Source organism: Fulvimarina fulva, from assembly GCF_039652615.1.
Lineage (GTDB): Bacteria > Pseudomonadota > Alphaproteobacteria > Rhizobiales > Rhizobiaceae > Fulvimarina.
On record NZ_JBDJAC010000001.1, the window covers coordinates 515,262 to 527,678 of the forward strand.

Genomic DNA, 12,417 nt, shown 5'->3' on the forward strand with positions numbered 1-12,417 from the left:
TTGTGCAAACGTTTCAAAGGTGCCGCGTAAAGGCCGCGCATGGCCGTAGAGGAAGCGTTTAAGTGTTCACAGTAGCATTTGCCTGGTTGTGGGGTCGAAACGGATTGAAACCCGGCGTGGAGGGTCAGCATGGCGGTAATACAAATTCGATCGATCAGGTCTCGATGCGGTTTCGACGCCATCATCTCCGCCATCACGTTTCTCGTCGTTCAGCTTCCCGTCTCAACTCAGGCAGCAGCCTGGTTGCAGGACGAAGGCGACGGGCAAGCCATTGTCACCGGTCTCTTTTCTTCGGCAGACGAGGCATTCGCTGAGCGATACGACGAGACCGAGCCGGCCGACTTTCAGAAAGGCGCAGGATCTCTGCTCGTCGACTACGGCCTGTTCAGCTGGTTGACGGTGACCGCAGGGCTCGAATTTACGTCTGAGACCAGCGATAATCTTCCCTACAAGCGCCCAGGCCTTTCGCGGGCTTCGCTTGGCGTTCGAACGCAGCTTTACCGCTCAGATACCTACGCGATGAGTGCGGAGATCGGCGTGTTGACCGAAGATGCCTATGGCGAAGCGGATACGTTTGTCGACACCTACGGCTGGGACGCGCCGCTTCTGGAAGCGCGGTGGTCGGGCGGGGCGAACTTCATGATCTGGGGCAAGCCGGGCTTTTCCGATGTATCGGTGGGCTACCGCTATCGGATGGGTGAGGGACCCGACGAAATGGTGATCGATACGACGCTCGGCTATCGCATCTTCGAGAAGACCACGCTCCTCGCCCAGAGCTTTGCAACCTTCTCCGCAGCGAGCGATGAGGTATCTTACGGCTATCAGAAGGCACAGGGCTCCGTGGTCTACGATCTGTCGGAGCGGTGGTCGGTTCAGGCTGGTGGTTTTGCGACGGTGCTCGGCCATAACGCGCTCAAAGAACGCGGTGCCTTCTCTGCGGTCTGGTATCGGTTCTGATGCGGCATCGCGACGGTTCAGATTTTGGACCGTCGAAGGCTCGTCGCGAGCGAAACCGATTTGATCTGCGCGGTGAGCCGCTCTCCCGTTTTCAGATCCATACGAGAGGCTGACCGTTTGCTGACGCTGGCAACGAAGGCAGACGTCTTTCCGTCGCCGAGTGCCAGCAAAATTGCGACATGCGCGCGCCCGGAATTCTCGATGCCTCGAATAGTCACGTCCAGGCGATTGAGGATGGTCGATGCGGCCGTCCGGTCGCGAGTCAGGCTGACATCGCTTGCCTCGATGCGCAGGCGGCGGCGCGTTCCGATGACCGGTGCTTCTTCCAGCGCGACAAAGACCGTTTGCCCTCCGAGATCGAGCTCCGCGATGCCGTCCTCCTTGTCATAGGACGTAACCGCGGCGCTGAGGATCGCGGCCGCATCGCGGTCTGTCGCGAAGCCGAAGTCGCGGTCGACGAGCACCTCTCTCAAGGGGCCGGCGCGCGCGATCCGGCCGCGCTCCAGTACAATGATATCATCTGCCAGTCGCTCAACCTCGGTCATGTCGTGGCTGACGAAGAGAACCGGTATGCCGAGGCTTGCGTGCAGCGCTTCGACAAAGGGAAGGATCGCGTTTTTCGCTTCCTGATCGAGACCGGATAGAGGCTCATCCATCAGAAGGATTTTCGGTTGGGACAAAATTGCTCTGCCCATGGCCACCCGCTGGCGCTCGCCGCCCGACAGCTTTGCCGTATCACGATGAAGCAGCGGTTCAAGACCAAGAAGGGCGACAACTTGGTCAAAGCCTGCATCGTCCAGCCCGGCGCTCGTTCGCCGCGCTCCGAAGGCAAGATTCTTGCGGACCGAGAGGTGCGGAAAGAGGCTCGCTTCCTGAAAAACGTAGCCGGCCGCGCGCTTGTGCGGCGGCCGAAACGTCTTTTCGTCCTGCCAGATGTCGGCGCCGACGACGATGCGACCCTCGAAGCGTTCGAGACCCGCGATCGCGCGCAGAACGCTGGTCTTTCCGGAGCCCGAGCGCCCGAAGATGGCGGTCACGCCGGTCCCGGCCGCCTCGAAGGCGACATCCAGCGAGAAATCTCCAAGCCGGCCCTTCAGCGCGACCTCGACCGGGTGATGGTTGTGGCTCATGATCGTGCGCCACCGAGGTGACGGGTGATCAATGTGACCGAGAGCACGATGACAAAGGCGAAGACCAGAAGTCCGGCCGAGAGGATATGCGCCGCTTCGAAGTTCAGTGTCTCCACGAAATCGTAGATCGCAACCGAAAGAACCCGCGTCTCACCGGGTATATTGCCGCCGATCATCAGGACGACACCGAATTCGCCGACGGTATGGGCAAATCCGAGAACGGCGCCTGTCAGGAAACCCGGAATTGCGAGCGGGAGAGCAATCGAAACAAATCGGTCGAGGGGCGAGGCCCTTAGAGTCGCCGCAACCTCGAAGGGGCGATCGCCAATCGCCTCGAACGCATTTCGAATGGGCTGCACAACGAAGGGCAGAGAATAGATCACGGAGCCGAATACGAGGCCTTCGAAGGAAAAGGCGAAGCTGCGAACGCCGAATAGACCGCCGAGCCCATCCGGGCCGAGAGCGATTAGCAGGTAGAATCCGAGAACCGTCGGCGGCAGCACGAGTGGCAGGGCGACCAGCGTTCCGACCACCTCCTTGAAGCGGTTTCGTGAGCGCGCCAGCCACCAGGCCAGCGGCGTTCCGAGAACGAGAAGGATCAGCGTCGTCGCTCCGGCAAGCTTCAACGTCAGCAGGATCGGGTCGAGTAGCGCCGGTGTCAGGGTCATAGCGCGTCTGGGGATCAGCTCTTCGATCCTGGCGCATCGACCTTGTAGCCGAAGCGCCGGATGATCGAGCGTGCGGCAGACCCTTTCAGAAACGCCAGAAAGGAGATTGCGGCCTCGTTCTTTTCGCCTTGCATCAAAAGGACGGCGTCCTGTCTGACAGGCGAATAGAGATCGGTCGGCACGAACCACTTCGAACCGCCTCTATCGATCACCTGCGAGCTCGCGACGAAGCCGAGTTCGGCATTGCCGGTTTCGACGAACTGGAAGGCCTGGGCGATGTTGTTGCCGCGAACCAGTTTCGGAAGAAGAGTCTCGTAGACCCCGAGGGCCTGCATCGCCTGTACGGCTCCTGCGCCGTAAGGCGCTGTTTCGGGATTTGCGATCGCAAGCCTGTCGAAGTCGCCGTTCTTCAAGGTTTCGGCACCGGTGACGAAATCCACATCCGGGCTGTAGAGGACGATCGCGCCGATTGCATAGGTGAAGTCGCTGTCCGGGACGGCGAGCTCCTCCTTGATCGCAAGGGCAGGGCGTTCAGTGTCCGCCGAGAGGAAGACGTCGAACGGCGCACCCTGCTGGATCTGCGTGAAAAGTTGCCCCGTGGAGCCAAAGCTCAAGACTGCCGTGTGCCCGGTCTCTTCCTCGAATTTTGCCGCGATCTCTCGAGCCGGCTCCGTAAAATTCGCGGCGACCGCCACCATGGTTTCGCCAGCATAGGCGCTGGTCGATGACAGGCCGAGCAATGACAACGCGACAAGGCTCAGGGCGAGAGATAATTTCATGAGGCACTCCGTTAGGTTTCGTCGAACATCACGAACGAAGCGGTTACGTCTAGTGTGCATCTGAGCCCGACTCACGGCAGTGGCTTGGAAAGCGCTGCTTCAAGCTCTTCGAAACTTGGCATCGCTGTCTGTGCGCCCACGCGCCGGCATGCGAGAGAGGCGGCGACCGTCGCACGCCGGACTGCGGTGCGGGCTTCGAGGCCCGCGGCGATGCTGGCAGCAAAGACACCGCAGAAGGTGTCGCCTGCGCCGGTCGTATCCTCGATCTCGACACCGAGGGCGGGTTCAACAAACGAGTCCCCGCCTTGCAGCACCGCGGCGACACCATTTCCGCCAAGCGTCGCGATAATGTTCAATGCGAGAGCTTTGCCGACTTCACGGGCAAGATCGCTGATGGAGCCGGCTTTTACATCGAGAGCTTTTGCGGCTGCATCGAGTTCGAGCTCGTTGACGATGAGCCAGTCCAGCGGTTCGGCAAGTTCGCGCAGTGCTGCCGTCGTCAGATTGGCGGGAACGGGCGCAAGGTTGAGGATCGGTCGGCCGCCGGCTTCCTTCATGCGCCGTGCCGCAGCGGCGATGGCGCTCAGCGGCGTCTCCATCTGCAACAGGAGAACCGTCCGTTCGCTGATCTTGGAACCATCGAGCGCGACGGCATCAAGCGTCCTGTTTGCACCGCTTGCCACGGTAATCGCGTTTTCGCCATCGGTCGCGATCGAGATGAACGCCGCACCGGTCGGCTCAACGGAGCGGACGATGCCATCAGCATCCACACGGTTTGCCTCAAGATTGGCGATGATAGCGGTGCCGAAATCGTCAGTGCCGACAGCGCCAATCATCCGAACAGTCGTGCCGCTTGCTGCGGCGCGGGCCGCCGCGACGGCCTGATTGGCACCCTTGCCGCCGGGCAGCTGTTCGTAGCTTGGCCCGAGAACGGTTTCACCCGGCCTTGCGATCCGTTCTACGCGGCATACGATGTCCATGTTCAGGGAGCCGAATACGAGAACCTCGCCCTGCATCTCTGTCGCATTGCCGGCCATCGCGAATTCCTCCCGGATTGTCCTTTTCCTTAGTCTCATGGGGTCGGGCGAAACAGCGAAAAGGTCAAGTCGCTGGAGGCGAACTGACCAAAATGGCGGATGGGCAACAAGCCAGGTTTGGACAGGGCAAGCCAACCCGCCGTTAACCATTTGTTAACCATAAAGAACGAAATCTGAAGACCGAAAGTGCACCGTTTTAAGCGGCAAGTCTATGAAACTCAGAGGAAATCGGTCTCAGATGGTTCCTGTCATCGCAATCGGATCGTTAAAGTCGTCGGGTGCCACGACATTGGCGATGACGCTCGCCGGGGTCACCGCGGCAGCGAACATCCCGGTCACTATCGTGGACGCGGCCAAGGACGCAGATCTCGCCAACTGGGCCGCCAAGCCGGGTTGCCCCGCCAAGATTCGGGTCGTTCGCGAGACCGGTCTGACGAAGATCGAGTCGATCCTGCGCGGTGCGCGCCGGCGCGGCGACAGCGTCATCATCGATTGCGGAAGCGATCCGGAGCTCTTGCGGTTCGCCGAGCGCATGGCCGACCGGACCCTGATCCCGGTCCGCTTTTCGCCACTCTCGGCCTTCGCCGCGATTTCGACGGACCGGCTTTTCGACGCAGGCCCAGACATTGGTCGTCCGGGCCGGGAACGCGCGTTCGTCGCAAGCGCCATCACGCCGATTCACAGCCGGATTGCCCGTGCAGTCGAAACGATGATCGAAACGAGCGCGACCCGTCGTTTGCCGGTCGGGCTTTCGATGCGGGCGGCTTACGAGGCGCCGTTCCTGTCGGGCGGCACGCTCTTCACGCTCGACGACGCGGAGGCACCCGGCCTCGACCGTGCGCGGGCTGAAGCTGCGATGCTCGCTTACGAGGTGGGCATCCTACGGATGACCCCGTCAATTGGCGATCTGCCGCAAAAATCCGACACCCGTATCGCCGCCTGACAGCTCTTCGAAAGGGCGGTCACCGCCGTCAGAAAATTTAAAAGCGCCGGGCGGTCAATCGAGATCGCCCGGCGCTTTTGCGTTTCGTTCTGACGACTAAGGTTGGTCGAAAAAAAGATGTCCACCTTTTCGCCCGGCGCTTGGATATGTCGGCCTTCAGTTGAACGAAGGCGGCTGTGAGAGGTCCGGCGTTGAAGTTCCTGTGTTGCTGCCGCCGGACGGCGGATTGCCGTCCTGCGTCGCGCCACCTTCACTGGCATCTTGATCCAGATTCAAAGGCGGGAGACCGAACGAAGGCGTCGCGCCTGTTGTCGCTCCACCTTTTCCGGACGCTGGCGCAGCGGGGCCGGTGCCGCCGAGCTCGTTGGGCGTCTGGCCAAGACCGGACTGACCGCCAGCGGGGTTCGCCTGCGGTGCAGCGTCGCCGGACGGAGTGCTCGGCAGACCCAGCGGCGGGAGGCCGAAGGGATTGTTTTCGCTGGAGCCCTCCGTTCCCGAGCCTGAATTCAGGGGTGGCAGGCCGAACCCGCCTTCTCCACCGAACGACGGGACCTGGATGTTCTCCTCCGCCGAGGGCGCCTGCGCGGGCTCGTCCTTGTAGCGCATCACCATCTCCGGGAAGATGATCGTCAGCGCCACCATCAGAAGCTGGATGCACAGGAACGGGATCGCGCCCCAGTAGATCTGGCCTGTCGTCACCGGCTGCGTGTTCTTACCCGTCACCCTGTCCAGATAGGGGACCTTGGCGGCCACGGAGCGCAGATAAAACAGCGCAAATCCGAAGGGCGGATGCATGAAGCTCGTCTGCATGTTGAGGCCGAGCAGCACCCCGAACCAGATAAGATCGATGCCAAGACCTTCCGCCACCGGAGCGAGCAGCGGGACGATGATGAACGCAAGCTCGAAGAAATCCAGGAAGAAGGCAAGGAAGAAGACGAGCACGTTCACGACGATCAGGAAGCCGGTCTCGCCGCCAGGAACGGCGGTCAACAGCTCTTCCACCCAGATGTGACCGTTGACGCCGTAGAACGTCAGCGAGAACACGCGCGCGCCGATGAGGATGAAGAGCACGAAGGCCGAGAGCTTGGCCGTGGACTCCATGGCCTGTGTCATCAGGTCAAGGTTCAGGCGGCGCTTGCCAAATGCGAGCACGAGCGCGCCGACTGCGCCCATCGCTCCGCCTTCCGTTGGCGTCGCAACGCCAAGGAAGATCGTGCCGAGCACGAGGAAGATCAGCGCCAGCGGCGGGATGAGAACGATGATGACCTGCTGGGCAAGATAGGACAGCACCTTCAGGTCGAGCGCTTTGTTGAGGGCGGCGATCCCATAGATCACACCGACGCCAATGGCCGCGCCCCAGATCACGGCGCCCTGTTCGACCCTCGCTTCAAGATAGTGGGATGCACCATAGGCAATGGCCGTTGTCGCAACGAGGGAGACGATGAGCGAGGTCACCCCGCGCCCAAGGGTCCGCGCTTCCGGCGGCAAGGCCGGCGCGGAACTTGCCCGAAACATCGTCATGCCGAAGACGTAGACGAAATAGAGGCCGGACAGGAGAAGCGCGGGTACCAGCGCTCCGGAATACATATCGCCGACAGAACGCCCGAGCTGGTCGGCAAGGACGATCAGGACCAGCGAGGGCGGCACGATCTGCGCAAGCGTGCCAGACGCGACGATCACACCGGAGGCAAGCCGCCTGTCATAGCCGTATCGCAGCATGATGGGCAGAGAGATCAGTCCCATTGCGATGACGGAGGCCGCGACGACGCCTGTGGTTGCGGCAAGCAGCGCGCCGACGAAGATCACCGCATAGGCGAGACCACCGCGCAAAGGTCCGAAGAGCTGCCCGATCGTCTCCAGAAGGTCCTCGGCCATGCCGGAGCGTTCGAGGATCAATCCCATGAAAGTGAAGAAGGGAATCGCGAGCAGCGTGTCGTTCGACATGATGCCGCCGAAGAAGCGGTCAGGCAGGGCGCCCAGCAGCGGATAAAAGAGATTGATGTCCGGCGAGAGCGGCGCGAGCTCGACACCGATGAAGAAGAAGAGGAGGCCGTTCGCCGCAAGCGTGAACGCGACCGGATAGCCCAGGAGCAGGAAGATCACGAGCGAAACGAACATGATCGGCGCGAGATTGTGTGCGATGAATTCGATCACGACCGATCCTCCGCACGGCGGGCGGCCCGTGTCTTCGGATCAGGCCCATCTGCGCTCGGCGGAGGATAATCCGGCGCGAGTTGTTCCATCTCTTCGGCAAGCGGCAGATGCTTGGCGAGCGGCGTCGTGTCGGTCATTCCGCCGAACAGAATCGCGCCGCGCTTGATCAGTTCGGACAAGCCCTGAAAAAGAAGCAGGACGAAGCCGGCGAGCAGAAGAGCCTTTGCCGGCCAGATGATCAGACCGCCGGCATTGGGGGAAACTTCCTGCCTTTCGAACGATCCGATGACGTAAGGCACGAGCAGCCAGACCATCAGGATCGTGAAAGGCAGGAGGAAGAAAAGGTGGCCGAGAAAATCGATCCAGTCGCGGGTTCGCTTGGAGAGATGGTTCGAGATGATGTCGACCCGGATGTGCTCGTTGCGCAGCAGAGTCCAGGCCGCTGCCAGCATGAAGATCGCCCCGAACAGATACCACTGCACTTCGAGCCAGGCGTTCGAGGACATGTTGAATGCCTTGCGAACGATCGCATTGCCCGCGCTGACGAGAACTACGATGAGGACCAGCCATGACACGCCGCGACCGAAGAAGGTCGTGACGCGGTCAATGCCTTGTGAAAAGGACAAGAGGGCATGCATTCGTGTTATCCTCCCGGAAAGGACTTCCATCCTTTCCCCGTGCGCAGGTTCCGACGGTTTTTCTAAAGGCTGGTATTGCGGATCGCGCGGCTGAAAAATCGTCCGTTCGTTAAGGATTGAGCCGCCGTTTCGCAAGCCTTTGAAATATGCGATCCAAACCGGGCGATCAGCCGCAGCGTCTCGCCCGGCATGGCCGGATGCGGAAGGCAAGAGGGGAGATATTCAGATCGCCGACCGAGCGAAGAAACAACCGGGTCCCGTCACGCGGGAATGGCTGATGCGAGCGGGTGCCCATTATCTGGAGCGATACGCGACGTCGACGGAAAACTTCCGCCGCGTCCTCACCCGCAAAGTCCGTCGGCGCATGATGCTGCGCGAAGAAAACGAAGCAGATCATTCACAGTTGATCGATGCCGTGACGGCGCGTTTTGCGGAGCTCGGTTTTCTCGATGATGTTGGCTTCGCCGAGGCGAAGATGAGATCACTGCGCCGAAGGGGCGTTTCGAGCCGGATGGTCGAGGCCAAACTTGCTGAAAAGGGTGTCGAGCGCGGCGTGATCGAAGCCGTGACGGCGGAAGACGAGACGACGGAAAGCGAAGCGGCACGCGCCTATGCGAAACGTCGCCGCCTCGGGCCGTGGCGACTGCGCCATCGCATTGAGCGTCGGGATCGCGATGTCGCCGCCATGATGCGGGCCGGCTTTCCTTACGGCCTTGCGGTCGAAGTCGTCGACCTGCCGATGAACGATCTCGCCCCGGATGACGAAACCCATCACGGCTGAGCCGGATAGACTTCCGTCGTCAGAGCCGTTTCCAGGTCTGTGTCTTGCAGAAAATCTTCAGGGCACAGCCTTGCAGCTTGAGCGTGTTGCCGTTGATTGCGGCCGTACCGTCATAGGTCTTGTCTTCCCTCGGGTCGGTCACGGTACCGGAATAGGAAGCGCCGGTGCCAGACATGCGCCCGACCGACTTTCCTTTATGTTCGCCGCTCACGACCGTCGCGCAGAAGTCGCCCTGACAAGGCACCACTTCCACGACGCCGCCGCCTGGCGCTCGCCACTGGCCGACAATCGGTTCCGCCGAAACGGCGCTCGCCGCCAGTGCGGAAAATGCAAAAACTACGCTCGCGGCGAGTACGGATGTCCGCTTTAGCATCGGGTGACTTCCTCGTTTCACGTGTCATGCCGAAAATGAGATCCATGCGCGTCACCGACAAGGTGGAAGCGCGGCATAGCGCGGTTCGGCATGACACTTGTTTGTGAAAGGGAAGATGCCCGACGGTTCAGATGCGCGACCAGGTCTGTGTCTTGCAGAAGATCTTCAGCGCGCAACCGGTCAGTTTCAGGGATGCCCCATTGACGGTTGCCGAACCGTTATAGGTCTTTCCTGAATTGGGGTCTGTAACCGTACCGGAATACTTGCCTCCAGACCCGGACAGGCGTCCAATCTGCTTGCCCTTGTTCTCGCCGGTGACGATCGTCGCGCAATAGCCCCCGCCACAGCGCGAAACCTTGACGACATTTCCTGTTTCGGCACGCCAATTACCGACCAATGGCTCGGACTGGGCGTGGGCACCGCTCATGCCGACGCCAAGGGTTAGTGCTGCGGCAAGCGCAGTCGCAATCAGTTTCATTGTGGTCTCCTCCCCACTTCTCGTCTGGCTAATCGTCTGATGCCAAGTCGATTACGACTGGATGATAGGGCCGGCATTCTTCTGAACGCAACTGGAATCAGAGAAGCATAGGGTGTCAGGCCGATCGCGTCGGACGCCGTGCCAAAGCCTGAGCGGTCCGTCAGCCGGCGCGTTGCCAGTGTTGGACCGTCTTGCAGAAGATTTCCATGATGCAGCCGCTGAGTGCGACGCGCCCGCCATTCAGCGTCAGGGAGCCCGGGTAGCTCTTTCCATTTCTGGGGTCGTGAACCCGGCCCTTGTATTCCGGTCCCGGCCCCGAAACACGGGCAACGGCGGCGCCCTTGTAACGTCCACTGGTGACGGTCGCGCAAAGCGCTTCGCCACAAGGCGCAACGGAGATGATTTCACCGTCGGATGTGGCCCATGATCCGATGATGCCGGACTGCGCGGCAGTCGGCGTCACTGCGAACGGGCTGACAAGGAGCGCGGCACTCAAGGCCAGCGTAAAATAGCGATATCTGCGATGTGACATGATCGATATGCCGCTCTGAACTTCCTGATACGTCCCCTTGGTGCTCCATCGCCCGAAAACGTGCCAGCAAAGAGACGGCGCGGTGCGTCCAGGTGTTTTTACAGGGCGAAGGGTAGGCCTCGGCTGCAGACCATGGGTCTTGCTTCAGCCTCCGCTTGCGCTCACCCTTTCGACCGCGATCTGAAGCGCCTCGTCGAACCGCTCGATATCGCTCGGTGTGCCGGCGCTCACGCGAAGGGTTCGGTTCAGAAATTCCACCCCGGGGCGACGGATGAAGACGCCCTGTTCCTCGATCTCTTCGGCAATCAGGCGGCAATATTCACCGCCTTGACCGAGATCGATCGCGACGAAATTCGTCGCAGACGGCAAAGCGGTAAAACCCTGCTTTTCCGCGACCAGAGCCAGCTGCGTCCGGCTTTTGGCTACTTCTGTAAGGACCCAGTCGAGATGGTCCCGATCCGAAAGGGCCGCGAGAGCCCCGGCCATCGAGATGCGACTGACCGAGAAATGGTCGCGGACCTTGCTGAGCTGCTGAATGGCAACTGGATCGCCGAAGACATAGCCGACGCGGATGCCCGCGAGGCTATAGGCTTTCGAGAAGGTTCTGAACCGCAACAGGTTCGGCCGGGTGAGGTCATCCGCAGCGATCGCGTCATGCGGTGCGAAGTCGCAATAGGCTTCGTCGAGCGCGACGATCGTATCCTCCGGCACGGTTGCGAGAAGCGCGTCGAGGGTGTCTCGTTCGCGCCAGCTACCGGTCGGGTTGTCGGGATTGGTCAGATAAAGGATCTTCGGACGAATCTCCCTGGCGCGCGCGGCGAGCGCCTCCCAGTTCTGACGAAAATCCGTCGTATAGGGCACGGTCTCGATTACCGCGCCCGCAGCCGTCGCAAAATAGCCGAAGGTCGGATAGGCGCCACGACTGGTGAGGACGGTGCTGCCGGGTGAGCACGCGGCGGCGACGAGATCGCGCAGAAGCCCGTCGATGCCCGTGCCGCAGATTATATTGTCGATCGCAAGACCGTGCTTGGCCGCAAGGGCTTCGCGCAGTTCGAACTGTTCCGGGTCACCGTACATCCAGCCATCGGCTGCGACCCTGGCCATGGCCTCGATTGCCTTGGGTGAAGGACCATAAACGCTCTCATTGGCGCCTAGGCGAGCGGCAAATGGTCGGCCGTATCTGCGTTCAAGCGTCTCTGGGCCGGTAAACGGCGATACGGAAGCAAGGGCGCAGATGCGTCCATCGAACAGGCCGGTCATGGTTGTGAATATGCCCTATGTCTGGAAAAGGAAGGCCGCTATCAGGTCAGCCGCCGATCTCGGTCAATCCGTCGGCAAAGCGCTTGGCATTACGCACGTAATGCTGGGCCGACTCCTTCAGCTTTTTCGCCGCCTCATCGTCGAGTTCGCGAACGGCCTTGGCCGGTGAGCCGACGATCAGCGAATTTGGGGGAAACGTCTTGCCCTCGGTCACGAGTGCGTTTGCGCCGACGATGGAATTGTCGCCAATCTTCGCGCCATTGAGGATGGTTGCGCCCATGCCCACGAGAACATTGTCGCCCAGCGTGCAGCCGTGGACGATCGCATTATGGCCGATCGTGCAGCCCTTCCCGATCGTCAGCGGAAAGCCAAGGTCGCTGTGGAGGGTGCAGTTATCCTGAATGTTGCTGTCATCGCCGATCTCCATCCATTCGTTGTCGCCACGGATCACCGCGTTGAACCAGACGCCGACGTTCTTGCCCAATCGGACGCGGCCGATGACGTGTGCTCCAGGCGCGATGAAATGCGGCCTGTCATCTGCGGTCGCGGGCTTGTCGCCTTCCAGCTGATAGATCGGCATCGTTTCGGCTCTCCCTTATTGTCATCGGCCCATCTGCCGATTGTCCCATCATCAAGCGCAGGACCAAGCAAAAGCAAAGTGATTTGCCGAAAGGCGATCGCGACACA

General features: G+C 61.0%; 14 protein-coding genes. 3 read left to right on the forward strand and 11 right to left on the reverse strand.

From position 1 onward, the window contains the following. The first annotated feature begins 129 nt into the window (after positions 1 to 129). Positions 130 to 957 (forward strand): hypothetical protein, encoded by an 828-nt coding sequence (locus ABDX79_RS02390; protein WP_346218646.1) that lies wholly within the window; start codon positions 130 to 132, stop codon positions 955 to 957. Positions 958 to 974: 17 nt separating this feature from the next. On the opposite strand, the gene modC is transcribed toward ABDX79_RS02390, so the two are convergent. The 4 genes from modC to ABDX79_RS02410 form a co-directional block, all read right to left on the reverse strand. After that, positions 975 to 2,087 (reverse strand): molybdenum ABC transporter ATP-binding protein, encoded by a 1,113-nt coding sequence (gene modC, locus ABDX79_RS02395; RefSeq protein ID WP_346218647.1) that lies wholly within the window; start codon positions 2,085 to 2,087, stop codon positions 975 to 977. Further along, complete coding sequence (gene modB / locus ABDX79_RS02400; RefSeq protein WP_346218648.1) at positions 2,084 to 2,755, reverse strand: molybdate ABC transporter permease subunit; 672 nt, start codon at positions 2,753 to 2,755, stop codon at positions 2,084 to 2,086. The genes modC and modB overlap by 4 nt, the downstream gene beginning before the upstream one ends. A 14-nt stretch (positions 2,756 to 2,769) precedes the next feature. Further along, positions 2,770 to 3,534, reverse strand: coding sequence for a molybdate ABC transporter substrate-binding protein (modA, locus tag ABDX79_RS02405; protein ID WP_346218649.1), 765 nt, complete (start codon positions 3,532 to 3,534; stop codon positions 2,770 to 2,772). 71 nt (positions 3,535 to 3,605) lie between these two features. Continuing rightward, complete coding sequence (locus tag ABDX79_RS02410) at positions 3,606 to 4,571, reverse strand: ribokinase (RefSeq protein WP_346218650.1); 966 nt, start codon at positions 4,569 to 4,571, stop codon at positions 3,606 to 3,608. 238 nt (positions 4,572 to 4,809) lie between these two features. Between ABDX79_RS02410 and ABDX79_RS02415 the strand changes: the two genes are divergently transcribed. Then, positions 4,810 to 5,514, forward strand: a complete 705-nt coding sequence (locus ABDX79_RS02415) for a chromosome partitioning protein ParA (protein ID WP_346218651.1) — start codon at positions 4,810 to 4,812, stop codon at positions 5,512 to 5,514. Between the two features lie 156 nt (positions 5,515 to 5,670). On the opposite strand, the gene ABDX79_RS02420 is transcribed toward ABDX79_RS02415, so the two are convergent. Together ABDX79_RS02420 and ABDX79_RS02425 are read right to left on the reverse strand one after the other, a co-directional pair. Then, complete coding sequence (locus ABDX79_RS02420; RefSeq protein WP_346218652.1) at positions 5,671 to 7,668, reverse strand: TRAP transporter large permease subunit; 1,998 nt, start codon at positions 7,666 to 7,668, stop codon at positions 5,671 to 5,673. After that, positions 7,665 to 8,306 (reverse strand): TRAP transporter small permease subunit, encoded by a 642-nt coding sequence (locus ABDX79_RS02425; protein ID WP_346218653.1) that lies wholly within the window; start codon positions 8,304 to 8,306, stop codon positions 7,665 to 7,667. Before ABDX79_RS02425 ends, ABDX79_RS02420 begins: the two co-directional genes overlap by 4 nt. A gap of 277 nt (positions 8,307 to 8,583) precedes the next feature. On the opposite strand from ABDX79_RS02425, the gene ABDX79_RS02430 reads away from it, so the two are divergent. Then, positions 8,584 to 9,087 carry a regulatory protein RecX gene (locus tag ABDX79_RS02430; RefSeq protein WP_346218654.1) on the forward strand — a complete coding sequence of 168 codons (504 nt, stop codon included), beginning with the start codon at positions 8,584 to 8,586 and terminating at the stop codon, positions 9,085 to 9,087. A gap of 19 nt (positions 9,088 to 9,106) precedes the next feature. Here the strand turns inward: ABDX79_RS02430 and ABDX79_RS02435 are convergent, their stop codons facing one another. The 5 genes from ABDX79_RS02435 to ABDX79_RS02455 all read right to left on the reverse strand — a co-directional run bounded on the left by ABDX79_RS02435 (position 9,107) and on the right by ABDX79_RS02455 (position 12,310). Beyond that, entirely contained in the window at positions 9,107 to 9,460 is a 354-nt protein-coding gene (locus ABDX79_RS02435; RefSeq protein WP_346218655.1) for a DUF2147 domain-containing protein, read from the reverse strand. A 127-nt stretch (positions 9,461 to 9,587) separates the two neighbouring features. Beyond that, positions 9,588 to 9,938, reverse strand: coding sequence for a DUF2147 domain-containing protein (locus ABDX79_RS02440; protein ID WP_346218656.1), 351 nt, complete (start codon positions 9,936 to 9,938; stop codon positions 9,588 to 9,590). A gap of 160 nt (positions 9,939 to 10,098) precedes the next feature. Beyond that, positions 10,099 to 10,470: a DUF2147 domain-containing protein gene (locus ABDX79_RS02445; protein WP_346218657.1), complete on the reverse strand. Its 372-nt coding sequence runs from the start codon at positions 10,468 to 10,470 to the stop codon at positions 10,099 to 10,101. A gap of 144 nt (positions 10,471 to 10,614) precedes the next feature. Next, positions 10,615 to 11,730: an aminotransferase class I/II-fold pyridoxal phosphate-dependent enzyme gene (locus ABDX79_RS02450; protein ID WP_346218658.1), complete on the reverse strand. Its 1,116-nt coding sequence runs from the start codon at positions 11,728 to 11,730 to the stop codon at positions 10,615 to 10,617. Between the two features lie 46 nt (positions 11,731 to 11,776). Continuing rightward, positions 11,777 to 12,310 (reverse strand): gamma carbonic anhydrase family protein, encoded by a 534-nt coding sequence (locus tag ABDX79_RS02455; protein WP_346218659.1) that lies wholly within the window; start codon positions 12,308 to 12,310, stop codon positions 11,777 to 11,779. Positions 12,311 to 12,417 lie beyond the last annotated feature (107 nt).